The organism is Streptomyces sp. NPDC000941, from assembly GCF_053599555.1.
In genome coordinates this window covers 1-26,335 of record NZ_JBSFMM010000161.1, presented here as the reverse complement: position 1 = coordinate 26,335, position 26,335 = coordinate 1, and the positions used below count along the sequence as shown (strand labels likewise).

The window sequence follows — 26,335 nt, the reverse complement described above, 5'->3', positions numbered from 1 at the left end:
TGTCGATGTCCCATACTCACCACAAACGGCGATCTTGGCCGGTCCCGGCCATGCCTCGTTGGCGCTGGGCGTGAAGCTTGGCGATGGCGCGTAGCTGGCGCTGCTCGTATGCGGTGGCCGGTCGCACCGAGGCACAGTGCGATCGCCATTTGAGGCCGGTGGGGCGGGTGAGGCAGACCATCGGGCCGTCGAAGTCGGCGATGGTCGCGGGCATGTCGTAGTGCCGGTCGTAGACCACCATGCCGACCGTGAGGCTGGGCAGGATGCTGGTCCAGTGCGCGCGGGTCACTTCGACCGCCGCGCCAGATGCTGAGCGATCTGTTCGCCCAGGGCCACCGACTGCTGCCGCAGTTCCTCCAGGGTCGGCCGGTCGCCGCTGTCCTGCTGCCTCTGCGGTTCGTGCTGTTCGTCGGCCTGTCCTGGCGGGTTCATGGTTTCGCCAGCCATCGGCCGCTCCTCTCCGTAGTGTTTCCGCTACCAAGTGCGTTCAGCGTGGCCTACGGTGGAGACCCGTTCAACGTGTCGGCGAGGAATGGAAGGTAGCGAACGGACCATGAACAAGAACGAGTTGAACCCGGACGCCTCCGCTGAGGCGGCCTACGGGGCCCGTTTACGCAGCCCGCGGGAGGCTCGTGGCTGGACTCAAGAGATCCTTGCCGAACGTACGGAATATTCCAGCGTGCATATTTCGGCCGTCGAAAATGGTCGGAAGCCTCCAACCCTCCGTTTCTCGCGTAGCGTGGACGTGGCGTTCGGTATCGCGGGCACGCCAGAGTCGTTCGAGCGCGAGTACCGCGAGATCAAACACGGCGGTCTGTTGGAGGGCTTCCCGGAGTACGTTGGGTTCGAGGGCCGGGCAGTCGAGATCCGGCTGTTTGAGATCGGGCTGATCCCCGGTCTGTTGCAGACCCCTGAGTACGCGCGGACGGTCGCGGATGGTGACGTGCAGCGCGGGGCCATCGCGCCCGAACAAGCTGAGGAGCGCGTGTCCTTCCTTGTGGAGAGGCAAGCCGCGCTGGTGCGCCCCCGGCCTCCCATGGTGCTTGTCGTGATGGATGAGAGCTGTCTTCGCCAGGAGGTCGGCCATGCCGGGGTCATGGAGAGTCAGCTACGGCGACTGGTCGAAGTCGCCTCTCTTCCCAACTGGGTATTGCAAGTGTCGCCCTTTGCGATAGGAGCGCGGCGATCGTTCAACCTGCCGGTCAACCTCCTTACTCTGGGCGACCGATCCGTGATGGCGTACACCGAGTCACAGGCACGGGGGCACTTGGAGCGCGAAACCACCGCTGTCGTACCGATGCTGACGGCATACCATCAGTTGCAGGCCGAAGCACTGTCGCAGGCGGAATCCGTGGCCATGATCGAGCAGGTACGAAAGGGCATCTCGTGACGACCGAATCTCCCCGCTGGTTCAAGTCCTCCTACAGCAGCAACGGCGGCAACTGCGTCGAGGTTGCCGCCAACCTCGTCGCCTCGCGCGGCATAGTCCCCGTCCGTGACAGCAAGGAGCCGCATGGCCCGGCGCTCGTCTTCGAGTCGTTCGCCTGGTCGTCGTTCGTCGCCGCCGTCAAGGGCGGGGAGTTCCCCGCCGCCTGACCACGAAGAGAACGGTGCACCGCGTCGACCGTACGGCGACCTACCCTTCGTCCATGCCTTCGGTGAGCTGATCGAGCAGGGCGGCCAGCCACTCGACGTCTTGGCGGCGCGAGAAGGCGGTGTCGGGCGGCGCGAGTGAGGCGTACACGGTCCGTAGCGCGGAGACGTCTTCCGGGGTGAGGGGAGCGCCGAGAGAGCGCAGCGCGTCCACGGCCTCCCTGACCTCGTACAGGCTGCGGAGTTCGGTGTGGCCCGCACGCACCGCGAGCGCCTTCCGGTACGCGGCTGCCGCCTCGCCCTTCTTGCCGTAGCGTGCCAGAAAGTCGCCGAGCCACATGAATTCGTAGTCCTGCGTGACCACAGCTGACCACCGCCGGAGCAGATCCTCCAGAGCCTCCCGCTCGCCGCACCGCTCCAGCATCCGGACCAGATCCGCCAAGTCATGCGTGGGCAGGTCGGGGGAGGCGGCCGCTTCGAGCAGCAGGGCCCGTCCCTCCTCGGGGCGGAGCGCGGACAGCAGTCGCAGGGGCTCGGTGAGAGCCGCCATCTCCCAGGTGTCGGGATCGCCCATGCACGCGCGCACCAGGGTCAGCGCGAGGCGGCTGGCCTCGTCTTCCACCCCCGCACCGGCGAGGAGCCGGGCGATGTCCAGTCCCGCATCCCCCGATACCGGCCGCCGAGACAGTGCGATGAGCGTGTCGACCGCCACCGCGTGGAACTCTCCGCCGAGCAGGTCCTGGACCGCGCGCAGAGCAATTGAGACCTCAGTGTCGGGGTGGTCGGCGATGGTTAGCAGCGCCTTCAGACCCCTCGGGTCTCCAGCCCATACGAGGTACTTGGCGATCTCCACCGCCTCGCCCAATGGGATGGGATGGGCGAGGCGTGCCTCCGTGGCGTTCCGTACCTCGTCGACATAACCCTCGCCATGCAGCGTGCGGGCGACTTCGGCCCAGTAGGGCCCCCACAGCGGGGGTGAGGTGCCGTCCTGTCCGGGAGCCAGTGCGGCGAGGGCCGGCTCCAGTACGCCCGTTCGCACCAGCACGGTGTACGGGGTGGCGTTCAATTCGTCGGACGGGAGAGGGGCGCCGAGGATCCGCCGTGCGACAGCCGCGGCCGCCTCATCCCGTCCGGCGGAGAAGTACGCTTCGGCAGCGGCACACAGAGCCTGGACGATGTCCGCGGGCCAGTACTCCCGCTCGCCCCTCCACATGCGGCTGTCGCTGTCAGTGGGCGGCCAATCCTCGAGCGTGGTGAAGAGCGCGTCGGTCATGGAGTCCGCTGTGTCATACGCACCCGCCTGGATCAGTAGCCGCATGTCGTCCTTGTTGGGCAGCCGGTCACTGTCGGGGGGCAGGTCCAGCAGGCGCAGCAGCGATACCGTGTCACCCAGTGCGACAGCGCAGTTGCCAAGGAGGAAACGCCCCAGGTCGTCGTCGGCCCGCAGTGACACATCGGTGAGGACACGTCGCACGGGGCCGTGGATCCGGCTGCCCAGGGCCAGCAGGTGGTATGCCGCGGCGATCCGTCCTTCATTGACCGGACCGCTCCAGGTTCTCCCGGAGTTCGGCAACGCATAAGTCGTGTGCTCAAAATGCCGCGACGCCAGAAGACGCTCGGCCTTTGCCAGCGCGGCCTCGAAACCGAAGATGCGTCCGAGTGCAACGACGGCACCTGAGCGCGCGGTGATGCTGAGCCGATCGTTGTCGGCCATGGTCACCAGGGCCTGGTATGCCGCGTCGCGCATGGGCTGGGCGGCGATCAGAGCGCAGAACTCCTGTGCGTTCCAGGAAGAATTGGCCCTCTCGAGCAGCCGGTTCAGCACCGAGGTAGTGAGGGCATCGGGCACCCGCACCCCCTCCGACAGCAGCCGCCCGGCCAGCGCTGCGTGGTCGTCCGGAACACTGCTGTCCCCGCCCAGGACGGCGATGCTGACCTCTTGGCGCTTGCCAAAGAGGTGGTAGTCGTCACTGATCCGCAGCAGCCACCCCACCAACCCCTCCGGATCGGCCCCCGCCCGCCTCGCCCAACACGCGATGGCCAGCACCCCGAAGTCCCGCCGCTCTCCCCGCAACGCGTCCCGAACCAACTCGTCCCGCAGTGGCTCCGCTCCCGGCCAATCGGCGGGGAGCCGACTCGCCGTGTCGTGCGCGGCCAGGTATTCCGCGAAGCTGCGGTGAGCCCAGTGCAGCTCGCCCGAGCCCCGCTCGTACAACAACAACCCCGTGCCGCTCAGCAGACCGGTGACCACCTCACGCCAGCCGTGCAGAAAGTCCGTGGGCTCGTCGGCCTGCTGCGCGATCCACCGCAGCGCCTCCTCCAGCAGCGGTGCGTCAGCCGTCAGCGTGTTGTGGGCGAGCGCGGTGAGCAGCGGGACACGCGCGCCGTACAGCCACTCCGCGAGCCGCCGTGAGCCACCCGCCTGCGCCACCGCCCGAAGGAAGCGGGCCCGGCGTTCCTCGTCCTCTGGACGGGCGTAAAGCAGGTAGCGGACGCAGTCGTGGTAGAGGCCGGGGCGCCCGGTCGGAAGCCCGGCTTCCGGCGCTCGGCGGAAGATCGACAGGGTGATGGCCGCGACCAGGGGCGTGCGGACCAGTTGCCGCAGCCTGCTGCGCTCGACCTCCCGTAGGAAGTCCTCGGCGCGTTCAGGGCTCCCGTCCAGCCAGCGGCGGGCCAACTCGCGGAGCTGGGACTCGTCGAAGGGGGCGAGGGCGTACGAGGCCAGGCCCGCGTCGCGCAAGGGGGACAGCTCGTGCGCGGGCAGGAAGCGGGTGGTGACCACCCAGCGGTACGGGCCCGACGCGTTGGCCGCCACGATGGAGATCACGCGGCGCCGCGCCGCCGTGTCCACGATCTCGTCCAGGCCGTCGACCAAGAGGAGCCAGCCACCGTCGCCGCTCGACTCGAAGAGGTCGTGGGGGAGTTCGGTCCCCAAGTGGCCTCCCAGCCGCCGCTGCACCGAGTCGCGAAGCAGAGAGGGCAGCGGGGCGCCGTGGGCCAGGTCGACGGCGGGGATGCGTACGGCGTGTTCTCGCGCCCCGGGCGCGTCCGCGCCGCGCCGCGCCACCCGTTGCGTGAACGTCGACTTGCCCGCTCCCGCCTCGCCCTCGATCAGCACATGCCGGTGCCGGTCCAGGATCTCCTCGGCCGGGATGGGCTCGGGGGCGGCCGCTTCGGTGTGTTCCACCACCCGCTGGTGGACATAGACCCGTTCCAGAGCAGGAGCGTCGGCGTCGAGGAAGCGGTAGGGCTGGACGTCGGAGTCCGTGCGCTCGGCGCTCAGCAGGGCCCGTATGGCCTCCGCCCGCTGCTCCGCGCGCCCGGCGGGCACGCGGACCTCCCGTAGCCCCTCCCGCCGCGCGGGAAAGCCGGTGAACAGGGCGAGTTGGGCCGACTCCGCCTCGCTCAGCGCCTCGTGCCAGCGGTCCACCCGCGAGGCCGTGAGCCGCCCCAGCCCCTCGGAGGCGTGGTGTTCGATGACGACGCCGATGAGATGGCCCTCGCTCCACACCGCCGCACCCGACATCGCTTCCCAGGGGGACACCTCGGGGTCGGGGTCCGGGGCGGGGGCGTCGACCCGGATGGAGAGGGTCTTCTGGCGGGTGTTGGACCAAGGGGAGATGGTGCCCTGCTGGTGGTGGGCGTCTCGGAAACGCGAACCCGATCCGGGCGCGTCCTCGCGGAGCTTGAAGCGTGGGAAACCCATCATCGAGCAGGGGAGTTCGCCGTCGGCGTCCACCAGTCTGCCGAAGGTGACCGTTGGGACGGGAGGGAGGTCCGGGGTGTCCATGAGGGACACCACCGCGATATCGATGTGCGGGGCCGTGAACACGACGACCCCGTCCGCGCTCCACGCGCCCTCCTGGTCCGCGCGGAACCTGAGCTGGATGGTGGCGGCATCCGCCACTACATGCGCGGCGGTGAGCACCGTACGCTCCGTGATCAGGTACCCCGATCCGCGCTCACCCGGCAGCCCGTCACCGCGCTCGACGATGACCTCCGCGACCCGGCCCGGGTCCAGACCCCGCATGCGAACTCCCTCCCGCCCCGCACTCTAAGGCCATCGCGCGGGGTGGGAGGGAGCGAAAGACGCGCTCAGCGCGTCGAGAACGAGTGCACCGTCGTCGACCGGTATGTCTCTCCCGGCCGCAGCACCGTCGACGGGAAGCCGGCCTGGTTGGGCGAGTCGGGGAAGTGCTGGGTCTCCAGGCAGAAGCCGTCGCCCTGCCGGTAGACCTGCCCCGATGTGCCCGCCAGCGTCCCGACCAGGAAGTTGCCGGTGTAGAACTGCACACCCGGCTCCGTCGTCGCGATCCGCATCACACGGCCCGACTCCGGCTCGCTGACCGTCACGATGTGCTCCGGGCGGCTCGTGATGCCCTTGTCCAGCACGAAGTTGTGATCGACCCCTTGCCCGTAGAGCACCTGCTGGTGCGCCTCGCGGATGTCCCGGCCGACGGCCTTCGACCGACGGAAGTCGAAGGGCGTGCCGGCGACCTTCGCCAGCTCACCCGTCGGGATCAGGGTCTTGTTGACGGGGGTGTAGCGGGAGGCGGCGATCTGGAGCCGGTGGTCGTAGATGGAGCCGGTGCCTTCGCCTCCCAGGTTGTAGTAGGTGTGGTTGGTGAGGTTGACGACCGTGGGCTTGTCGGACGTGGCTTCGTAGTCGATGTGCCAGTCGCCCGCCGGCGTGAGGGTGTAGTCGACGCGTACCGTCAGCTTCCCGGGGTAGCCCATCTCGCCGTCGGGGCTGACCCGGCGCAGGGTCAGGCCGACGTTGGCGCCGTCCTCGAACGGCTCGATGGACCAGACCCGCTTGTCGAAGCCCTTGTCCCCGCCGTGGAGGCTGTTGGGGCCGTCGTTGACGGGGAGTTGGTAGGCGTGGCCGTCGAGGGTGAACTTGCCGTTCGCTATGCGGTTGCCGTAGCGGCCGATGAGGGCGCCGAAGTACGGGCTGCCGGCCACGTACGAGTCCAGGTCGGCGAAGCCCAGCGACACATTGCCTAGCCGGCCGTGGCGGTCGGGGATCTCCAGGGACTGGACGATGCCGCCGTAGGTGAGTACGGAGAGCCGGGTGCGGCCGTTCTCGATCGTCCAGCGGTCGACCTTGGTGCCGTCGGCCAGCGTTCCGAAGTGTTCCTTCACTGCTCGTCCGCCGCCCTTCGCGCCCTTGGCGTCCTTCGCGTAAGCCGTGCCCGTGCCCGTACCGACGGCCGTGGCTGCCAGCCCGGCGGCCGCTGCCGCCGTCATCAGTGTGCGTCTGCTCGTGGTCATGTGGTGTTCGGCTCCATCATGAGTAAGGGAAGACGGACTTACTACGAACCGACCCTGCGCTTGTTCCAGATGTCGAAGCCCACCGCGGCGAGCAGCACCAGGCCCTTGATGACCTGCTGGTACTCGGTGCCGATGCCCACCAGCGACATGCCGTTGTTGAGCACACCGAGCACCAGACCACCGATGATCGCGCCCAGCACCGTGCCGACGCCGCCACTCGCCGAGGCGCCGCCGATGAACGCGGCGGCGATGGCCTCGAGCTCGAAGTTGAGGCCCGCGCTCGGGGTGGCGGAGCCCAGGCGGGCGGTGAAGACCAGGCCGGCGAGCGCGGCCAGCAGGCCCATGTTGACGAAGACCATGAAGGTGACGCGCTTGTCCCGGACACCCGACAGCTTGGCCGCCGGCTGGTTGCCGCCCAGGGCGTACACATGCCGTCCGACGACGGTGTTGCGCATCACGAAGGTGAAGATCACCATCAGGCCGGCCAGGATCAGCAGACCCACCGGCGCGCCGTGCCAGCTGGAGAGGGTCATGGCGAAGGCCATCACCGCGGCCACGATCGCGGCGCACTTGACGTAGAACAGGCTGAGCGGCATCACGTCCAGCTCGTACGCCGCACGCTGCTGCCGGCTCCGCCACTCCTGCCAGACGGCCGCCGCGCACACCGCGAGGCCGATGACCATGGTGGGGTTGTGGTACTGCGTGTACGGGCCCATCTCCGGGATGAAGCCGATGCTCATCTTCCGGAAGCCCTCCGGGAAGGGCGACAGGGACTGCCCGTCCAGCAGGATCTGGGTGCCGCCACGGAAGACCAGCATGCCGGCCAGGGTGACGATGAAGGACGGGATCCCGACGTACGCGATCCAGAAGCCCTGCCATGCCCCGGCCACCGCGCCGACCAGCAGACAGAGGATGACCGCGAGTGGCCACGGCACATCGTGGTTGACCATCAGCACGCCCGCGAAGGCGCCGACGAACGCGACCAGCGATCCGACCGACAGATCGATATGACCCGCGATGATCACGATCATCATGCCGATCGCGAGGATCAGGATGTAGCCGTTCTGCTGCACCAGGTTGGTGACGTTGAGCGGCCGCAGCAGGATGTCGTCGGACCATATCTGGAAGATGACGATGATCAGCGCGAGCGCCACCAGCATCCCGTACTGGCGCACATTGCCCCGCAGGCTCTGCACCAGCAGCGTCCCGATGTTCGGGGAACCGCCCTCCGGTGGTGGGGCCGGGCTCTTGACGTCCTGGGTCGCCGTGCTCATCCTTCGTCTCCTCTGTCCCTGGTCATGTGGCGCATCAGAACCTCCTGAGTCGCCTCGGCCCGCGGTACCTCCCCGGTCAGCCGCCCAGCCGCCATCGTGTAAATCCGGTCGCACATTCCCAGCAACTCGCCCAGCTCCGAGGAGATGAAGACGACGGCCTTGCCCTGCGCCGCCAGGTCGTTGATGACCGTGTAGATCTCGTACTTGGCCCCGACGTCGATGCCACGGGTGGGCTCGTCGAGGATCAGCACTTCAGGACCCACATGGATCCACTTGCTCAGCACGACCTTCTGCTGATTGCCGCCGCTGAGCTTGCCCACCTGCTCGAAGACCGTGGGGGCCTTGATGTTCATCGTCTTGCGGAACCGCTCGGCCACCCGCGACTCCTCGTGCTCGTTGACCACGCCGCGGCGCGCCACCTTGGCCAGCGAGGAGAGCGAGATGTTCCGGCTGATGGTGTCCTCGAGGTTGAGCCCGTAGTGCTTGCGGTCCTCGGTGACATAGGCGATGCCGTGCTCGATCGCCTCCGGGACGGTGCGGGTACGGACCTCCTTGCCGTCGCGGTAGACCCGGCCGCCGGTGTACCGGCCGTAGGCGCGCCCGAAGACGCTCATCGCCAGCTCCGTGCGGCCCGCGCCCATGAGGCCGGCGATGCCCACGATCTCGCCTCGCCGGACGTTCAGCGACACGCCGTCCACGACGTTGCGCTGCTGGTCGATGGGGTGGCGTACGGTCCAGTCCTCGATGGCCATGGCCACCTCGGAGGCGTCGTCACCCTCGTACGGGGTGCGCTCGGGGAAGCGGTGGTCGAGATCCCGGCCGACCATCCCGCGGATGATGCGCTCCTCGGACACCTGCGGCTGTGACTCCGGCGTCTCGCGGACGACCATGGTCTCGATGGTCTGGCCGTCGCGCAGGATGGTGACGGAGTCGGCGACCCTGCGGATCTCGTTCAGCTTGTGCGAGATGATGATGCAGGAGATGCCCTGGGCCTTGAACTCCAGCAGCAGGTCGAGGAGTTTACCGCTGTCCTCGTCGTTGAGCGCCGCGGTCGGCTCGTCCAGGATCAGCAGCTTCACCTCCTTGGAGAGCGCCTTGGCGATCTCCACGAGCTGCTGCTTGCCCACCCCGATGTCGGCGACCCGCGTCTGCGGGGACTCGGTCAGCCCGACCCGCTTGAGCAGCGCCTTGGCGTGCTTGAGGGTCTCGTTCCAGCTGATCAGGCCGCCCTTGGCGTGTTCGTTGCCCAGGAAGATGTTCTCGGCGATGGACAGGTACGGGATCAGGGCCAGTTCCTGGTGGATGATGACGATGCCGCGCTGCTCGCTGGCCTTGATGTCCTTGAACGCGCACACCTCCCCCTGGAACTGGATCTCCCCGTCGTAGCTGCCATGCGCGTAGACCCCGCTGAGCACCTTCATCAGGGTCGACTTCCCGGCGCCGTTCTCCCCGCAGATGGCGTGGATCTCGCCCTCGCGGATGCGGAGGTTGACGTCGGACAGCGCCTTGACCCCGGGGAAGGTCTTGGTGATGGAGTGCATTTCGAGAATGTGGTTCATGTTCCCGGCCTCCATCCCTACTTCAGCTGGCCGGCGGTGTAGTAGCCCTCTTTTACGAGGAGCTGGGTGTTGGACTTGTCGATGCTGACCGGGTTGAGCAGATAGGCCGGCACGATCTTCTTGCCGTTGTTGTACGACTTGGTGTCGTTGACCTGGGGCTTGCCGCCGTCCAGCTTCGCGGTGGCCATCTGGACGGTGGCCTTGGCGAGCTTACGGGTGTCCTTGTAGACGGTCTGGGTCTGCTCGCCGCGGATGATGGACTTGATGGAGGGGAGCTCGGCGTCCTGGCCGGACACGAACGGGTAGGGCTTGGACTTCGTGCCGTAGCCGACGCCCTGCAGCGCGGACAGGATGCCCATGGACATGCCGTCGTACGGCGAGAGCACGGCGTTGAGGTCAGCGTTGCTGTACGCCTTGTTGAGCAGGTTCTCCATGCGGTCCTGGGCGTCTTTGCCGCTCCACTTCGCCGTGTACAGCTGGTTGAGCTTGGTCTGGCCGCTGCGGACGACGAGCCGCCCGTCGGCGAGGTATGGCTTGAGCACGCTCATCGCGCCGTTGAAGAAGTACCGGGTGTTGTTGTCGTCCGACGAACCGGCGAACAGCTCGATGTTGAACGGGCCCTTCTTGCCCTCGGTCAGTCCGAGCTTTTTGACGAGGTACGAGGCCTGGAGCACGCCGACCTTGAAGTTGTCGAAGGTCGCGTAGTAGTCGACGTACTTCGAACCCAGGATCAGCCGGTCGTAGGAGATCACCGGTATGTTCGCGTCGTGGGCGCTCTGCATCACATCGGTCAGCGCGGTTCCGTCGATGGGCGCGATCACCAGCAGCTTGTACTGCTTGGTGACCATGTTCTCCAGCTGCGCCACCTGGGTGCGGACGTCGTCCTCGCCGTACTGGAGGTCCGTCTTGTAGCCCGCCGCCTGGAACTGCTTGACCATGTTCTTGCCGTCGGCGATCCACCGCGCGGAGGTCTTGACCGGCATCGAGATGCCGATCGTGTTGCTGTCGCCGCCTTTGTAGCGACTGCCGCCGACCGCCTCCTGACCGCAGGCGGTGGCGGTGAGCGAGAGCGTGAGCAGGGCGGCGAGTGCCGCCAAGGCTCGTACCGCTCTGGCCTTACGCATGATCATCGGGTCGTCCTTCCCTTGTACGTCCGTGGCTCAGGATTCTTGGGGCGCGGGCTGTGACTGCGCCGACTGCGCCGACTGCGCCGTGGCGAAGCGCCGCAGCGGCCCGGGCAGCCGGGCGCCCAGCGGGGACATCCCGCCGTCCGCGCCCAGCCGGGCGAGCATGTCGAGCACGAGCCGGCCTCGGCGTACCCGCTCACGTGCGCTGTTCAGTGCGACATCGCGCAGCTGGGCGCCGTAGGGGTAGATGCCGGGGGACTTGCTGAGCCCGAACTTCAAGTAGATGGGGGCGCCGCGGCGGATCAGCTCGGCGGCGTCGTAGATGCGGACGAAGCCGCCCAGGTCATCGGGGGCCTCCACATAGAAGTCCATCGGCGCGCCGGAGACCCGGCGGATCTCGGTCAGGTGCTCCAGCGTAAGGTCCGACGGAATGTTGATGGAGTCGGCGCCCAGCTGCTCGTACACCGCGAACGAGGCCGGGTTGACCGGGCCGACCAGCGCGGACAGCTTGAAGGTGGTGTCGGCCGGCAGCTCGCCGCGCTCGCGCAGCTGGTGCAGCAGCCACAGCACACCCTCGTCCGCGACCAGCAGACACTTGACACCCAGCGAGGCGGCGCGCAGCGCGTCCTCGACACAGCCCGCGACCGCGTCATGGCCGCGGGCGCGCAAGCCGCCGCCGCGGGAGTCGGTGCGGGTGGCGGCGCCGATGTCCCAGGTGCCGCGCGGGCCGGTGAACAGGCACAGCTCGGCGTTGCGCTCGGCGCAGGACTCCACCATCTCGGTGATCTCGGAGTCGGTGAGCATCCATACGCCGCTGCCCTGGCTGATCCGGTGGATCGGCACATCGAGGCGGCCGGCCTCCTTGAACACGGTGGCCAGCGCCTCGGGCCCCTCCACGGAGGGGACCTCGGTGCGCCAGCTGCCGCCGTCCGGGAAGGAGTGCGGGGAGGCGTCGGCGGGGTCGGTGGCGGGTGCGGAGTGGCCGAGCGACGCGAGGGCCGCGTCGGCGGGGCGACGGGGGCCGGAGGTGGTGGCTGAGGCGGCGGTCACGGTGCTCCTTGTGGAGTGATGGCCGGTGTTTCGGCATCCGGCTGCTGTGCTGCCCGGCACGTCGTTGTCCGGGGTGGGTGGTGCGGGGGGTTCGTCTGACATCTGACCGTTGTCCGGTATTTCGAATGACATTCGGGTGATTGGGTACTTGAGGGTAAGTTCGGGTAATTGTTCAGGTCGTTGGGTGCACGCCGGTACGGGCCGTGTCAGGGCGGCCCGTACCGACGCGACTACGGGAGGCCCTGCGGGCGCAGCAGGACCTTGCCGACCTTGGGATCGCCGCTGCCGACCAGGTCGATCGCGGTGCCGAAGCCGGTGAGCGGCAGCTCATGGGTGACCAGCGGCAGCAGGGACAGCAGCCCGGCGTCGAAGACCCGTACGGCGTGTGCCCAGGCGGCGGGCGGGGCCCCGAAGACCGTCTGCACCTCGAGCTGGCGCACCACCAGGTCGGTGGGGTCCAGGCCGTCCGCGCCCGCCGCCGGGATGCCGGTGAGCACCAGCCGCCCGCCGCGCCGCAGCAGCGCGGCGGACTCCCGGGCCGCGGAGGCTGAGCCCGCGGTCTCGATAACGATGTCGTACGTCCCGGCCTCGGCCTCGGGCAGTGCGTCCCGGGTGTGGAACGCCGTCGCGCCGAAGGACAGCGACAGCTCCTCCCGGTCCCGGCGGGTGCCGATCACCAGCAGCTCGGCGGGGGAGGCGGCGGCCAGGAACTGGACCGCGATCATGCCGAGGGTGCCGGTGCCGACCACCGCGACCCGCTCGCCCGGCTGGGCGTTCGCCTTGAGTGCGGCGGCCGCGATACAGGCGGCGGGCTCCAGCAGCGCGGCGGCGGACAGGTCGGCGTCGTCGGCGAGCGGATGCAGCAGACGGGCGGGGAGGGTGAGGGTGGTGGCCATCGCGCCCGGCTGGGTGAAGCCCGTCTCCTCGTACCCGGCGGTGCACAGCGTGGTGTCCCCGGCGTGGCAGCGGTCGCACACCTGGCAGTTGCGGAACCCCTCGCCGACCACCTTCCGGCCGACCAGCGCGGCCGGCACCCCGGCCCCGACGGCCTCGACCGTGCCCGACCACTCGTGGCCGGGGGTGATCGGGTAGCGGACATACCCCTCGGGCCGGTTCCCCTGGTAGATCTCGCGGTCGCTGCCGCAGATCCCGGAGGCGTACACCCGCACCCGCGCGTCCCCGGGCGCGGGCTCGGCGACGGGGCGGGTCTCCAGCCGGTGGCTGCCCGGCCCGTCGAGTACGAGGGCGTCCTCTGTGGCGTCCTCTCTTACGGGGGCGTCTTCTGTGCCGCTCACATCTAGCTCCGTTCCTGCCCCGCCCCGGACGGGGGCCGGGTGGGCCCTCCCGCCGGAGGCGCTGTCGTCTCCGCCGGGCGTGTTCTGCCCCCTCGCCGCCGCGGGAATCGCGTTCGTCCACCCCTTTGGCGCGGGTCGAGGGATTTCCCTATGCACTGATCGCGTTTACTCGCCGGCCGCGTTCACTCGCTGTCCGGCCGCTTGGGGTCCCGCTTCTCCCAGCCCTCGGCCCACAGGTCGAACCGGGCCTGCTGCTGCGGGAACTCGGCGGCGGCGTCGGTGTCCAGCTCGACGCCGAGGCCGGGGGCGTGGGAGAGCTCGAAGTAGCCGTCCACGACCTGCGGGGCGCCCTTGACGACCTTCTTGATCTCCGAGTCGGCGAAGTCGTTGAAGTGCTCGAGGATCTTGAAGTTGGGCGAGGCGAAACCGACCTGGAGGGAGGCGGCGGTGAGCACGGACCCGCCGACGTTGTGCGGCGCGATGAGCATGTAGTGGGTCTCGGCGGTGGCGGCCAGTTTGCGGGTCTCCCAGATGCCGCCGATGTGGCCGACGTCCGGCTGGATGATGTCCACGGCCTGACTCTCGAAGAGTTCGCGGAACTCGATGCGGTCGTGGATCCGCTCACCGGTGGCGACCGGGATGTCCACCTTGGCCGCGACCTTCTCCAGCGCCTTCAGGTTCTCCGGCGGCACCGGCTCCTCCAGCCAGGCCGGCTTGAAGGGGGCCAGCTCGTTCGCCAGGCGGACGGCGGTGGCGGGGGAGAAGCGGCCGTGCATCTCCAGCATCAGCTCGGCGTCCGGGCCGATCGCGTCCCGCACGGCCTCGATGAGCGAGACCGCGTACAAGGTCTCCTTGTGGTCGAGCTCGAAGTGCCCGGTGCCGAACGGGTCGATCTTCAGCGCCTTGTAACCGCGCTCCACGACCCCCTGGGCGGCCTTGTGGTAGGCCTCCGGCGTCCGCTCGGTCGTGTACCAGCCGTTGGCGTACGCCTTGACCTTGTCGGTCACCTTGCCGCCGAGCAGCTGCCAGACGGGCACACCGAGTGCCTTGCCCTTGATGTCCCAGCAGGCCATCTCGATACAGGCGATCCCCGACATCACGATCTCGCCCGCACGGCCGTAGTCGCCGTACTTCATCCGCCGTACAAGGTCCTCCACGGCGAAGGGGTCGGACCCGGCGATGTGGTTGGCCTCGGCTTCACGGAGATAGCCGAGCAGCGCGTCGGTGCGGCCGAGCATGCGGGTCTCACCGACGCCGGTGATGCCTTCGTCGGTGTGGACCTGCACGTAGGTCAGGTTCCGCCAGGGGGTGCCGACGACATGCGTACTGATTCCGGTGATGCGCAAGGCGGTCTGCCCTTTCGCGAGTGGTGCGGTGTGTGTTGTTCGATATTTCGTCACACGTTCGAAATCCTGGCGTGACGGTAGTCACCGGGCGTAAGGGGTGTCAATGGCCATGCGTCGAATGGTTGTCGAATGATTTTCACGTTTGTGTCGGGGTCCGCGCGGGGCGACAGCGGCTTCGTTGTCGAACAGATACAGGGGCGGTGCGCCGCCGGGGCCCTTGCCCTCGGCGGCGCACCGCCCCTCAGTCGCATGCTGCCCAGTGGTGCTCACGCTCCGTGCCGGCACGGCTCAGCAGGACCGGCCGTCCGCCGGCTACTCGATCTCTACTCGGATCGCGTTCCGCAGATCAGCCGCGATCCTGGCGCCCTCTTCAAGGGACAGCTTCTCCTTGGTGGCATCGACCACGGTCACCATGCCAACCGTGCTGTGGTCGCCCCAGACGCACAAGGGGGTGATCTCCGGCTGGCCGGGCTCGGCGTCGGCTTTCCGGTACTGGCACTTCATGATCCCGTTCCTGAACCCCCTCGGTGACTGCTTCTCCTTGTCGCCGAGGGTTTCGGAGAGCCGCGATCCGCGCTGAACGATGTCGAAGTACGCGTCAACGGACTTTTCTGGATCGTCCACATCGCCGTAGAAGCCGATGAAGACAATGCTCTTGTTGTTGTCGAAGTCCGAGTCGGGGTCGGTTGTGTCGACTGTCGACCAGGTGTTGATGATGCGTTTCCCGTTGCTGACGCCGAGCGCAACCGCCTCGTCACTCGCCGCGTCCTGTTCTTGGGCTGAGTCCCACCAGGCCTTGTACTCCCCCAGGACGGCGTCCGGTGCGGTGAGTTCGTAGCGCTTTCCGTCGTCGGGCACGGTCTCGGTTCCGTCACCGCCCCCGCCGAACACCGCGAAGCTGCCGATGATCACGCCAACAGCGGCCAGCACGCCCATCGCGATGCCGATGTTCTTCCGCTTGGTGCCACCAACCTGCGGAGGGACGGGGGGATACCCCGGCCAGCCGGAAGGTGTGGGGGCCTGCGGGTAGGCGTAGCCCTGTTGTCCTGGGTCGGCAGCGTTGTTCACACCGTACGGTTGCGGCGGGGGCTGACTGTGACTCATGGGTGAGATGTCCCAACTGCATGCGGGGTTCGACGCGTCATGATGTGTTGACTGACCGTCAAAGTATCCCCGGTCGAGTTCAGCCGCCTCAGTTGCTGGTGGGCCCGTTCCAGTCGACGAGCTGGACGATGACGCCGTTGGGGTCGCGGACCTGGAAGGCGCGCTCGCCCCACTCCTCCTCCGTCAGCGGCATGGTGATCGTGACGCCCTCGGCCCGCAGGCGGGCCAGCTCGCCCTCGAGGTCTTCGACGACGAAGGCGACGATCAGACCGGCGGCGTGCTCGTCGCGCTGGTCGGCGGGCAGGGTCTCAAGGCCGCGGCGCAGAAAGATGACGTTCATGGCCAGGTCGTCGCGGGTCAGGGACGCGAAGCCGTCGGCCGCCATTTCCTCATGAAAGCCGAAGTGCTCGACGAGGAAGGCGCTGGAGGCGGGGACATCGTCGACGTTGAGGGACAGGGCACAAGAGGTGACCTTCACAGGCTCTCTCTCCTTACAAGATCGCATTCGCTCAGTTTCTCTATACACAGTACATCGTACTGCGTATAGAGATTGAGCGCCTATGGCGGTCCGGGCCTCACCTGGTACACCAGAGTCATGACCGCCGACGACCCCACCACGCTGCCCGGCCTCGGCGAGGAGCCCAGCGCTCCGCGCCGCCGCGTCACTTGTCGTATGTGCGGGCGGCCGCTGCGCGGGCGTGAGGCGCGGTTGTGGGGGCTGGGGGACGAGTGTCGGGCGAAGCTCGCGGTGCGCAGTGCGCCGAGGCCGCCCGCGCATGATGTGGAGCAGGAGACGCTGCCGGGGATCTGACGGGATGCGCGCCGCCGTCAGCGCGTTGCGCGCTGCTCCCACTCCGCGCGGTCGCGCGCGTAGACCTCGTCGGGCGCGAGCAGATCGGTCGCGCCGGTGGCGCGGAGGAAGTCGGGGTCCAGGCAGTTGTCCCAGTCGTCGGCGCTGCGATGCTGCCAGGAGGGGCCGTCCCAGTCGTCGTCCTCGCGGGCGCGGTGGACGATGCGGCCCCGCCAGCGGTACTCGATCAGCGTGGCCGTCGGGTGCTCGTCGGCGAGCGGGGTGAGCCAGAGGGGGTCGACGGCGCTGAGGGGGTCGCCCCAGTCGTTCGGGGTGGTGGGGGTGGGCAGGGCCGTCGGTGGCGGGTCGGGCAGCGGGGTCGTGGGCGTGGCCATGGGGCCGACATCGGCCTGGCGGCAGTTGCCGGTGAGGTAGCTGCCGTTGACGGACAGCCGCCATGAGCCGTCGGGGTGGCGGTGCCAGGGCGCTTCGGGGGCGACGGGCGGGCGGCCGTCGGTGGTCGTGACGCGCACTTCGTCGAAGCCGTAACGGCAATAGCGGTACGGGCCGTCATTGACGTCGTCCTGCCAGATCACGTCGCGGTCGCGACCTTCGTTGTAATGGCGGCCCCAGATGGCGCCGTAGAGATACGGGGCGTGGTCCGCGCAGAAGTTCACGATGTCGGGGCTCTTGCCCGAGCCGTACTGGATGTCGACGTAAGCCCCCTCCGGCTCGCGCCGGATCAGGACCGGGACGTGGTACGAGCCGCGGCGGCCGAGCAGGATCCAGGTGATCCACTGCGCCTCTACGGCGTCGATGCGGTCGCCGGGGCGGGCGTGGACCCGGATGGCGTCGGTGAAGATGTTCGACACGGCTTCATGATGTCAGCGGCTTCATGATGTCGGCGGTGGCCCGGCCCGGGCGCCGCCCCCTGACCGGCTCACCAGGACTCCGCGCGCTGGCCGGCGGGCGCTGTGACGATCACGGCTAAGGGGGCGGTGGGTCCGGTGTCCTGATTCCTGAGCCCGGCGGGCGGCTGAGCTCAGGGCAGGCTCCGCTGCGCTCCGCCGCAGCTGCTGCCGCGCGGTGGCTTGGCCGGTCGGTTCAGCGGTGCGCTCGGCTGGGGGCGCGCGAGCGTGACGTACGGGCCAAACGCCGCTGGTCGGTATGGTCCGGACGCCGCGTTCGCGTATCGTCTCGCGCCTTCGGCGCACTGCGGCCAGCAGCGGGGAAGGGGAGGGGTGCCGGGGGCGTCGTCGCCGTCCAGCCCAAGGGGTCGTCACCGGCCGGCGGGTGACGGAGCGGCCGAGGATCGCCTGGAGCGGTGGACGCCGCTCCGGTTGGGCTCTCCCTCCACCCCCTCTCGGAAAACCACTTGATGCGGTATTTGATGGAGAGCAAGCACTTTTTAGGGGCAGGTGGGTGGAGGACCCGAAGCGGACCGACGCCCACCGCTTCCGGCGGCCATCCGCCACCGTCCCCGCCCGCGAGCCGGTGACGACCCCTTGGGCTGGACGGCGACGATGCCTCGGCGCCCCTCTCCTTCCCGCTGTTGGCCGCTGTGCGCCGAAGGCGCGAGACGATACGCGAGTGCGGCGTCCGGACCATGCCGTCCAGCGATCGCCGGCCCGTACGTCACGCTCGCGCGCCCCCAGCCGAGCGCACCGCTGGACCGACCGGCCGGCCACCGCGCGGCAGCAGCTGCGGCGGAGCGCAGCGGAGCCTGCTCTGAGTTCAGCCGCCCACCGGGCCCAGGGCACCGGGCCGGCCGCCCCCTCCCCTTGTCGCTGGTGCTTTGGACTCGGAGGGTCCGAGACGAAAGCCGCACCCGCACGAGCCGAAACGCACTGGGCCGCCTTCGTGCCGGGCGGGTCGTCATGGGCGGGGCGTGGCCGTACTCCGGAGGTGCGGGCGCTTCTGCTGCTTCGGGCAGGTGGCGAGGGTCGTGGCGGGCCGCTATGACGAGGTCCGGCTGAAGTAACGGTGGCGTCAACTGCCTTGTGGTCGAACGTCCTTGCGTATGATACGGGCGGCGTCGCAGCCGCGAGGCCCCTGTGCGTTTCTTGCGAGAAAGGCGGACCACCGCAGTGTCCGATGACCAGGAGGACGAGGTCCACGAGGCGCTCGACGAGCTGGAAGACGCCCTGGAGGACATGGGCATCGACATCGAGCTCGACGGCGACTGAGCGACGGCGACTGAGCAGCGGCGAGGGTAGCCGACGGGCGTTGGCTACCCTCCTCGCATGAGCCGGTCCGCGAGGGCGCCGAAGCCGCCGGTGACCGCGAGTCGTGTCTCTCAGATGCCGCGGTAGACGGCGCGCCGGCCGCCGCGGCGAACCGGAACGTGTACTTCACTCGGCACCTTGGGTGGGTTCGGCGAACAGGTCTGCCAGCAGCTCGGCCATGGTTGTGGTGGGGCCGCCTTCGGCCAGGACCGCTGCTGCTTCATGGGCCAGCAGGACATCGGCTGCTTCTTCCAACGCCTCGAATTCCGCGATGGGCACCACAGCCGCCACCGGCACCCCGTTGTGAGTGATCACCGTGGGTGTGCCCTGCTCGGCGCGGTTGATGTGGTCGGCCAGGTGCGCTCGGGCTTCCCGCACGGTCACAGTGTTCTCGCCCATACGGGCAATGTACGCACAGAGGCGTGTACATCGTGGCGATTCAGGCGCTTCGGCGGGGAGAGGGCTTCGATGTGGGGGTCGTCGTGGAGGGCTGCTCCGGGGTGTACCAGGGGCTGACGCCCAGCGTGCCGGTGTTGCCGAGGTCGATCAGTTCGGTCACGGTCTGCCGGGGGCTCCCCTCGGTCGGGGCCACGTCCAGCGCCTTGCCGTTGACGGCCGGGGTCGTCGGGTCGGTCACGGTGTTCCGCCACACCAGGCCCGCCACCGCCGTCTCCTTGGGCCGCAGCGTCACCTGCTTAGGCGCGGCGTCGAAGTTGTCGAGGGTGGCGATGCCCGCGGATCCATGCTTGACGCGGACATCCAGCGGCTTTCCGTCCTCGTCCAGGACGCGGACGGTCGGATAGCCCTTCAGCGTGTAGGTGTCCTTGCCGCAGTTGGTCAGCGTCAGGGACATGGCGCGCAGCCCCATCGCGGCGCTCGGCTCCTCGGCCTGGACGTACACCCCGGACCCCGGGCAGGTGGGCGGCGCGGAGGGGGCGGCGGTCGGCCGATCGCCGTAGCGGGGTTGGTCGGGGTCGAGGGTTTCGGCGTGCGGGGCGGGAGGCGGCGCGGGTGCCGCGACCGCCTCGGAGGCGGGTTTGCTGCCGCAGGCGGTGAGAAGGCCGAGCAGACCCGCCGTGGCACCAAGTGCGACCACAATGCGGGGAGTTGACCTACGGGGTCTGACCGGGTCCGGGTCCGTCGGTCTCTCGCTGATACGGCCATGTGTCGTCATGGCGGCATCCTCGCACGGTCGGCCATGAGTTCGAGCGAGGTCCCAGCAACCCGTATCCGACGAAAGTCAGACGCGTACCTGGCGATCGACAGTGGGGCGGGGGCAGCGCGCCGGGCCAGAGTCGGGGCATGCGACTGATGACTTCTGCCGTGTCCCGACTCTCACGGCGTCAACTGATCGGCGGCCTCGCCGCCACGGGGGCCGCGGCGGCCCTCGGGACCGCCTCCATCGCCTCCGGAGCGGTGACCTCGGGCAAGGGCCACAAGGGTGGCAAGGGCAAGGCCGCCGCCGGTGATGCCATACGGGTCGAGTTGCCCGCGCCCACCGGCCCGTACCCGGTCGGGATGGTCGAGCTGCACCTGGTGGACCAGGGGCGGAAGGAGCGGTGGGGGCCCGGCGACCGGGAGCTCATGGTGAGCGTGTGGTACCCGGCGCGGCGGGAGACGGACGGGGCGTCGGCGCCGTATATGCGGCCGGGGGCGGCCGAGGCGTTCGGGGCGGGGGCCGCGCAGATCCTCAAGGTCGAGGCCGGGGCCATCGACTGGGCCGGGTTCACCACGCACGCCCGTGAGGGGGCGGGGGTGGCGCGCGGTCTTGGGCGCAGGCCCGTGGTGCTGTACTCGCCCGGGATGTACAACGAGCGCACGCTGGACACCAGCGCCGTGGTGGAGTTGGCCGGCCAGGGCTATGTCGTGGTGACGGTCGACCCGACCTACGAGGCGCACGCCGTGGAGTTCCCCGACGGGAGGGTCGCCGAGGCGTCGCCGGAGATCGGCAAGATCGAGCCGGTCGCCGACCGCAACAAGGCGGCGCTGGAGGTGCGGGTGGCCGACGTCCGGTTCGTACTGGACCGGCTTGAGGTGCTGGCGCGCGGTGGCAACCCCGACGCCGGGGGGCGAAAGTTGCCCAGCGGGCTCGGTGCGGCGCTGGACATGGCGCGGGTCGGGATGTTCGGCCACTCGCTCGGCGGCATGACGACGGCGGAGGCCATGCGTCTTGACCGCCGGATCCGGGCCGGGGTCAACCTGGACGGGCCGCTGGGGTACGACTGGACCGACCCCGATCTGCTGCTGCCGGTCGCCCACAGCGGGCTCGACCGGCCGTTTCTGCTGATGGGGGCGTGGCTGGCGACCACGTCGGGGCGGCTGCCGCACACCCATGAGCACTCGCCCTCCTGGCGGGCGCTGTGGCAGAACTCCACGGGCTGGAAGCGCGATCTGTGGACGCAGGCCGCCGAGCACAACTCGTTCACCGACTACGAGATCGTCCTCCCGGCCCTCGCCGAGCGCCTTACGCTGCCCGACGGGATGCGGAAGCAGATGATCGGCACCGTGAACCCGGCCCGTTTCACGGCGAGCCGTCGGGCCTACCTCACGGCGTTCTTCGACCGGCATCTGCGCGGGCTGCACCGGCCGGTGCTGGACGGGCCCACGCCGAGCCACCCAGATGTCCGGTTCATCGGCTGAGCACCTGAGACTCACCCGGGCGGGGGCACATAGGTGAAGGTCAGGTTGTTGCTGGTGCCGCCCGGGGTGACCACGTTCACCTGGGCGGCCCCGGGGGCCGAGGACGGGGCGGTGATGGTGATCTGGGGTGGCGGAGTTGACGGTGAAGAAGGTGGCCGCGTTCGCGCCGAACAGCACCTGTGTGGCGCTGGTGTTGGGCCAGATCGCCGCGGCCGCCCGGAGGGCGGCACGGTGGCGCGCGCCGCCCGCCGGGCGGTCGACGCGCTGCTGCGCGGTGTGGTGGCGTACTCCTCCACCCACTGACTCGGTGGTCGGCGGCCCCGTGTCCGGATCACGACACGTCGTACAGGTAGGGGACGAGGTTGCTGTAGCCGGCCGGGGTATGCGCCCTGACGTTGACCGAGCCGGGTGACCCGCCCGGGGCTGTCGCGGTGACCTGGGAGTCCGAGATTGCGGCGAACGATGCCTCAACACCCCCGAAGGTCACAGAGTCGGTGTAGGTCAGATTCGCGCCGGTGAGGGTGACCGTGTTGCCGCCGAAGTCCGGGCCGTGCGACGGAGTCAGGGTGTTGATGACAGGCGCGCCGAGATAGGTGTAATAGGGGTCGCCGGTCCCCACCGTGCTGGTGCCGCCGGGCGTGGTGACGGTGACGACGACGGTGCCGGAACCGCTCGGGGCGGTGACGGTCAGCTGGCTGTCCGAGATGACATTGATGTTGGAAGCCGGGGTCGATCCGAAGGTGACGGCGCTGGTGAGCGTCAGGTTGGTGCCGAAGACGGTGACGGTGTTCGTGCCGGTGTCCGGGCCGAAATGTGGGGACAGATCGGTGACGGTCGGGGCGGCGATGTAGAAGTACGGCAGCGGATTGCTGGTGCCGCCGGGGGTGGTGACGGTGACGTTGACGGCGGATGGCGGTCCCGCGGGGGCGGTGACGGTGATCTGGTTGGCGGTGTTGGTGAGGATGGTTGCCGTGTTGGGGCCGAAGAGGACTTGGGTGGCGCCGGTGAGGTTGGTGCCGTTGATGGTGACGGTGTTGCTGCCGGATGTTGGGCCGGAGGTCGGGTTGAGGTTGTTGAGATGCGGGGCGGGGGTGGTGGTGTAGGTGTAGGTGAGTGGGTTGCTGGTGCCGCCGGGGGTGGTGACGGTGACGTTGACGGTGCCGGTGCCTGCGGGGGCGGTGACGGTGATTTGGGTGGCGGTGTTGGTGAGGATGGTTGCCGTGTTGGGGCCGAAGAGGACTTGGGTGGCGCCGGTGAGGTTGGTGCCGTTGATGGTGACGGTGTTGCTGCCGGATGTTGGGCCGGAGGTCGGGTTGAGGTTGTTGAGATGCGGGGCGGGGGTGGTGGTGTAGGTGTAGGTGAGTGGGTTGCTGGTGCCGCCGGGGGTGGTGACGGTGACGTTGACGGTGCCGGTGCCTGCGGGGGCGGTGACGGTGATTTGGGTGGCGGTGTTGGTGAGGATGGTTGCCGCGTTGGGGCCGAAGAGGACTTGGGTGGCGCCGGTGAGGTTGGTGCCGTTGATGGTGACGGTGTTGGTGCCTGTGGTGGGACCGGAAGGCGGGTTGAGGCTGCTGAGGACTGGGGCCGGGGTGGTGGCGTAGGTGAACGGGACGGTCTGGGTGCTGGTGCCGTTGGGGGTGGTGACCGTGACATTGACCGTGCCGCTGCCTGCGGGGGTTCTGGCGGTGATCAGAGTGTCGTTGACGACGACCACGTTGGTGGCGAAGCTGAAGCCGAACCTGACCTGAGCGGCTCCGGTGAGACCGGTACCGGTGATGCTGACGGGGGTGCCTCCAGACGGAGAGCCCTGGTTGGGACTGACACTGGTCACTACAGGTGGGGCCATAACGCTCTCCTTCTTCGCCTCTCAGGAGGGCCGCGCCCTGGCGGACATGGGTCGGCCAGGGCGCGGCGGTGGTGTCATGCTCGCCTTGTGCCACGGGACGCGGACGCGTCGGCGGCGCTACGGCCGTGCCGCCGAGTCCCGCTCGTGGGCGGACGGATCAGGTGACGGTGAACGCCTGGGCGTTGGAGTTCCCGCCGGGCGTGGTGACCGTGATGGTCCCGGCGCCGAGAGCCATTCCGGTGGGCACGGTGGTGGTGACCAGGATTTGGCCCTGGGGCGTGAAGCTCGCCGGGAAAGTGGCGGCTGCGGAGTCGGTGTAGGTCACCGAGACGACATCCACGAAGCAGGTGCCGTTGACGTTGATGGTGTCGTTCGCGGTGCCGCTCGCGGAGCTCAGCGATGTGATCGCCGGGGTGTCGTAGAACGAGTACTGGGCGAGGTTGCTGACCGGAGTGGACGACCCGCCGAAGCCGGTGACGACGCAGTTCACCGTGTCGACGCACGCGTTGACCATCGTGTGTGCGGCGGTGGGCGCGGTGACGTTGAGGACGCTGTCCGTGATGGAGTTGATGGTGGCTGCGTCGGTGCCGAAAGTGACGCCGGTCGCGGTCGTGAAACCGCTGCCGAAGATGTTGAGCGTGGTGGCGCCGGCGCCGATCGCGCCACTGGTGACGCTCAGGCCCGAGACGCTCGGCTTGGTGATGATGTAGAAGGGCAGCGTGTTGCTGGTGACGTTGGAGGTGTTGACCACGCTGACGGACACCTGGCCGGCGCACAGCCCCGTGGGGATGGTGACGGAGACCTGCGTGGCGGTGACGCTCAGGCCGGTGGTGATCGTCTTCGTCCCGAAGTTCACCTTGTTGGTGCCCAGCAGGCCGCCGGCCGGGTTCTGGATCTGGAGCGTGTCCCCGGACTTGCCTTGGTTGGAGCTGGTGGCCGTATCGTTCAGCGTCACGATGGTTGCCATGGTTCTCTCCTTGGTCGTGGACTCTGCCCTGCGGAGCCGGGCAGACCGGTGACGTGCGCGGTCAGCGACCACGCGGGGAATCCGGCCGTGCGGCCGGGATGTGGAATCGCGGAGGGGCGGCAGAGTTGCGGACCGCTTAGGATCCGGGGTCGCCGAGGCCGGGGCTGTGCCGACGCGACCGGTTGCGGCGACTTGGCGTGATGACCCGCTGCCTCGAGGCCGGCACTCCGAAGAAGCAGGTCACGATGTGAAGCGCATCAGGGTTGGTACCTGACCGCGCTGTCAATCTCGCTTGATTTGAGTAAAGCAGTCGGGCGATACGCGCGGCAGGTGCAATTGGAGCACTTGGGAGTTGATGTGAAAACCTGTTTAAGAGCCTTCACGGACTTGTTGTGTGCCGGAAGTGCGTCACTCCCGTTCACGTATCGGTGTACCGCCCGCAGCCCAAGTGCAGGTGGAGCCCCACCGGCCGCAGCGGCGCGTCCGTGCCCAGGGCGACCAGCCCACCGCTGTCAACGACGCGCCCGGGAACTGCGCTTGCACGGGGGTAGCCGCCGTGCGCGAGCGCTTCCTCCAGCGTCCGGTTGATGCGGAGTCGTTCGAGGCTCAGGGCCGCTGCCCCACAGCCGGCCAAGTGTCCTGAGCCACGTTGCGCAGAACTGGTGTCATCACTCAGCTCAGCGGCGTAACGAGCCAGTACGAACTCCGCGAACAAGTCGGTCTCCAGCCCGGTCGATGAGCGAGGCTCTGGAAGGAAGTCCTTCCAGAGCCTCGCTGTTCGGGATCCACCGTCGGATCGATCGGCGTCCGGGTTTCAGCATCCAGGAAGACCGGGAACGCAGTTGTTCGGGTTGTTGCCGGTCACAGTGGTCCCTGGCAGCGTCACCGTTCCGCCGGCCACGAAAATTCCTCCGCCCTGGCCGCCTGCCGTGTTTCCGGTCACCTGGTCGCCGATGAGCTGGGCGGCGCCCGAGTCGTTGTACAGGCCACCGCCGTTCTGCCCGGCGGTGTTGTTGGTTACGGTGACGGATTGCACGAGCAGTTGGCTGCCGAAGTTCGCGATACCGCCGCCATCACTTCCGGATGTATTTCCGCTGATGGAACCAGAACTCATCGTGACACTTCCGCCGTTGCTGGTGATCCCGCCACCCTCGAAGTTGAGGGCGTGATTGCCCTGTACATCCACCGACGCCAGTGTCATGTTTCCGAAGTTGGAGATTCCGCCGCCCGAGTCGGCGGCGGTGTTGCCGGAGATCCGGCTTCCGATGGCGGTCAGCGAACCGCCCGTGTTGATGTGAATTCCTCCGCCGTCGCCAGTGGTGTTGTTGGTCACTTCGCTGGAGTTGAGAGTCAATGAGGCGTTGTTCGCGACCTCGATACCGCCCCCGACGTTGCTCGCCGTATTTCCGGTCACTACGCTCGACGTCAGCATCAGTGTTCCCGCGTCGAGAATGCCGCCGCCGTTGATACCCGCGCCGGTGGTGGTGGCCGATCCGTTGGAGATCGTGATGCCCTGGAGGTCCAGGGTCCCCCCGGGAACGACCTCCGCGATACGGAAGGCGGTGCTCGAACCTCGGCTGATGGTCGTGTTGGCGCCGATGAGGATCACATTTCCCGTGATCGCCGGCAGTCCGTCAGGTCCGTTCGTGCCGGGGGACACCGCGGGGCCGGTGAGGGTGTAGGCACAGTTCGGCGCCAGCACGATCGCTCCTGACCCCGCGCTGTTGGCATCGTTGATGGCACTGATCAGCCCGGCGACATCCCCACAGGCCACTTCGGGACGCTCGCCACCTCCGCCACCACCCCCGCCGTCGGCGCCCACGGCCACCGCCGGGGCGGGGCCGCTCCACGCCGACGCCGCCAGCATCATGACCGGGACGAGACCGCGGAGGGTTGTCACAAGTCGCACGAGGTGTCTCCTTCGCCTTGCTGGAATCCGGATGGCTCGAAGCAGCAAGATCAGCCTGAGTGGAGCGCCGGGGGTCGGCATCCGCTCGGGTGCAGGTGGGTGACACCACGTGCCCAGAGAGACGGAAACCGCAGCTTAGCCGTGCACATCTGCGGCGGCCACCGCTCAGGCAGTGCCTTCCGGGCGGAGCCACCGCTACCGCGAAGACCTCCGACGGCCCGGTGGGAACCATCCGCAGGCCCTCAGCTCCGGTGAGTACGACGGGGCGGTGCGCAAGCAGTCGCAGTCGACGCAGTGAAGGGGGGAGCGTCCCGATCCCCCCGGAGCCCCCGTAAT

General features: G+C 68.6%; 23 protein-coding genes. 5 read left to right on the top strand and 18 right to left on the bottom strand.

What is annotated here, in order from left to right:
* Positions 1-16 precede the first annotated feature (16 nt).
* Positions 17-289 (bottom strand): hypothetical protein, encoded by a 273-nt coding sequence (locus ACWDSL_RS37400; RefSeq protein WP_450492407.1) that lies wholly within the window; start codon positions 287-289, stop codon positions 17-19.
* Complete coding sequence (locus ACWDSL_RS37395; protein WP_450492406.1) at positions 286-447, bottom strand: hypothetical protein; 162 nt, start codon at positions 445-447, stop codon at positions 286-288. Before ACWDSL_RS37395 ends, ACWDSL_RS37400 begins: the two co-directional genes overlap by 4 nt.
* Before the next feature lie 106 nt (positions 448-553).
* Between ACWDSL_RS37395 and ACWDSL_RS37390 the strand changes: the two genes are divergently transcribed.
* Positions 554-1,390, top strand: a complete 837-nt coding sequence (locus tag ACWDSL_RS37390) for a helix-turn-helix domain-containing protein (RefSeq protein WP_450492405.1) — start codon at positions 554-556, stop codon at positions 1,388-1,390.
* Complete coding sequence (locus ACWDSL_RS37385; protein ID WP_450492404.1) at positions 1,387-1,596, top strand: DUF397 domain-containing protein; 210 nt, start codon at positions 1,387-1,389, stop codon at positions 1,594-1,596. The genes ACWDSL_RS37390 and ACWDSL_RS37385 overlap by 4 nt, the downstream gene beginning before the upstream one ends.
* Before the next feature lie 40 nt (positions 1,597-1,636).
* On the opposite strand, the gene ACWDSL_RS37380 is transcribed toward ACWDSL_RS37385, so the two are convergent.
* The 10 genes from ACWDSL_RS37380 to ACWDSL_RS37335 form a co-directional block, all read right to left on the bottom strand.
* The gene (locus tag ACWDSL_RS37380; protein ID WP_450492403.1) at positions 1,637-5,623 is read right to left on the bottom strand and encodes a trypsin-like peptidase domain-containing protein; all 3,987 of its coding nucleotides are present in this window, start codon (positions 5,621-5,623) and stop codon (positions 1,637-1,639) included.
* 65 nt (positions 5,624-5,688) lie between these two features.
* Positions 5,689-6,867 carry an aldose epimerase family protein gene (locus ACWDSL_RS37375; protein WP_450492402.1) on the bottom strand — a complete coding sequence of 393 codons (1,179 nt, stop codon included), beginning with the start codon at positions 6,865-6,867 and terminating at the stop codon, positions 5,689-5,691.
* 41 nt (positions 6,868-6,908) lie between these two features.
* Positions 6,909-8,141, bottom strand: coding sequence for a multiple monosaccharide ABC transporter permease (mmsB, locus tag ACWDSL_RS37370; RefSeq protein ID WP_450492401.1), 1,233 nt, complete (start codon positions 8,139-8,141; stop codon positions 6,909-6,911).
* Positions 8,138-9,700: a multiple monosaccharide ABC transporter ATP-binding protein gene (gene mmsA, locus ACWDSL_RS37365; protein ID WP_450492400.1), complete on the bottom strand. Its 1,563-nt coding sequence runs from the start codon at positions 9,698-9,700 to the stop codon at positions 8,138-8,140. Before mmsA ends, mmsB begins: the two co-directional genes overlap by 4 nt.
* Positions 9,701-9,717: 17 nt before the next feature.
* A complete protein-coding gene (chvE, locus tag ACWDSL_RS37360) occupies positions 9,718-10,824 on the bottom strand; it encodes a multiple monosaccharide ABC transporter substrate-binding protein (protein ID WP_450492409.1) in 1,107 nt (368 codons plus the stop codon).
* Between the two features lie 36 nt (positions 10,825-10,860).
* Positions 10,861-11,877 carry a hypothetical protein gene (locus ACWDSL_RS37355; RefSeq protein WP_450492399.1) on the bottom strand — a complete coding sequence of 339 codons (1,017 nt, stop codon included), beginning with the start codon at positions 11,875-11,877 and terminating at the stop codon, positions 10,861-10,863.
* Between the two features lie 230 nt (positions 11,878-12,107).
* Entirely contained in the window at positions 12,108-13,091 is a 984-nt protein-coding gene (locus ACWDSL_RS37350; RefSeq protein WP_450492408.1) for a zinc-dependent alcohol dehydrogenase, read from the bottom strand.
* Between the two features lie 263 nt (positions 13,092-13,354).
* Entirely contained in the window at positions 13,355-14,518 is a 1,164-nt protein-coding gene (locus tag ACWDSL_RS37345; protein WP_450492398.1) for a mandelate racemase/muconate lactonizing enzyme family protein, read from the bottom strand.
* Between the two features lie 312 nt (positions 14,519-14,830).
* Positions 14,831-15,454, bottom strand: coding sequence for a hypothetical protein (locus ACWDSL_RS37340; RefSeq protein ID WP_450492397.1), 624 nt, complete (start codon positions 15,452-15,454; stop codon positions 14,831-14,833).
* Between the two features lie 256 nt (positions 15,455-15,710).
* Positions 15,711-16,100: a VOC family protein gene (locus tag ACWDSL_RS37335; RefSeq protein ID WP_450492396.1), complete on the bottom strand. Its 390-nt coding sequence runs from the start codon at positions 16,098-16,100 to the stop codon at positions 15,711-15,713.
* Positions 16,101-16,217: 117 nt separating this feature from the next.
* On the opposite strand from ACWDSL_RS37335, the gene ACWDSL_RS37330 reads away from it, so the two are divergent.
* Positions 16,218-16,433, top strand: coding sequence for a DUF6011 domain-containing protein (locus ACWDSL_RS37330; protein WP_450492395.1), 216 nt, complete (start codon positions 16,218-16,220; stop codon positions 16,431-16,433).
* 17 nt (positions 16,434-16,450) lie between these two features.
* Here the strand turns inward: ACWDSL_RS37330 and ACWDSL_RS37325 are convergent, their stop codons facing one another.
* The 3 genes from ACWDSL_RS37325 to ACWDSL_RS37315 form a co-directional block, all read right to left on the bottom strand.
* On the bottom strand, positions 16,451-17,284 hold the full coding sequence (locus ACWDSL_RS37325) for a hypothetical protein (RefSeq protein ID WP_450492394.1): 834 nt from the start codon (positions 17,282-17,284) through the stop codon (positions 16,451-16,453).
* A gap of 1,479 nt (positions 17,285-18,763) precedes the next feature.
* Positions 18,764-19,036, bottom strand: a complete 273-nt coding sequence (locus ACWDSL_RS37320; protein ID WP_450492393.1) for a type II toxin-antitoxin system Phd/YefM family antitoxin — start codon at positions 19,034-19,036, stop codon at positions 18,764-18,766.
* A 40-nt stretch (positions 19,037-19,076) separates the two neighbouring features.
* Entirely contained in the window at positions 19,077-19,733 is a 657-nt protein-coding gene (locus ACWDSL_RS37315) for a DUF4232 domain-containing protein (protein WP_450492392.1), read from the bottom strand.
* Positions 19,734-19,960: 227 nt separating this feature from the next.
* Between ACWDSL_RS37315 and ACWDSL_RS37310 the strand changes: the two genes are divergently transcribed.
* Positions 19,961-21,277, top strand: coding sequence for an alpha/beta hydrolase family protein (locus ACWDSL_RS37310; protein WP_450492391.1), 1,317 nt, complete (start codon positions 19,961-19,963; stop codon positions 21,275-21,277).
* A gap of 33 nt (positions 21,278-21,310) precedes the next feature.
* Positions 21,311-21,580: a hypothetical protein gene (locus tag ACWDSL_RS37305; RefSeq protein WP_450492410.1), complete on the top strand. Its 270-nt coding sequence runs from the start codon at positions 21,311-21,313 to the stop codon at positions 21,578-21,580.
* Between the two features lie 28 nt (positions 21,581-21,608).
* Here the strand turns inward: ACWDSL_RS37305 and ACWDSL_RS37300 are convergent, their stop codons facing one another.
* The 3 genes from ACWDSL_RS37300 to ACWDSL_RS37290 all read right to left on the bottom strand — a co-directional run bounded on the left by ACWDSL_RS37300 (position 21,609) and on the right by ACWDSL_RS37290 (position 25,912).
* The gene (locus tag ACWDSL_RS37300; protein ID WP_450492390.1) at positions 21,609-23,123 is read right to left on the bottom strand and encodes an IPT/TIG domain-containing protein; all 1,515 of its coding nucleotides are present in this window, start codon (positions 23,121-23,123) and stop codon (positions 21,609-21,611) included.
* A gap of 157 nt (positions 23,124-23,280) precedes the next feature.
* Positions 23,281-24,090, bottom strand: a complete 810-nt coding sequence (locus ACWDSL_RS37295) for a hypothetical protein (protein ID WP_450492389.1) — start codon at positions 24,088-24,090, stop codon at positions 23,281-23,283.
* Positions 24,091-24,904: 814 nt separating this feature from the next.
* Positions 24,905-25,912, bottom strand: a complete 1,008-nt coding sequence (locus ACWDSL_RS37290; RefSeq protein ID WP_450492388.1) for a right-handed parallel beta-helix repeat-containing protein — start codon at positions 25,910-25,912, stop codon at positions 24,905-24,907.
* Between the last annotated feature and the right edge of the window lie 423 nt (positions 25,913-26,335).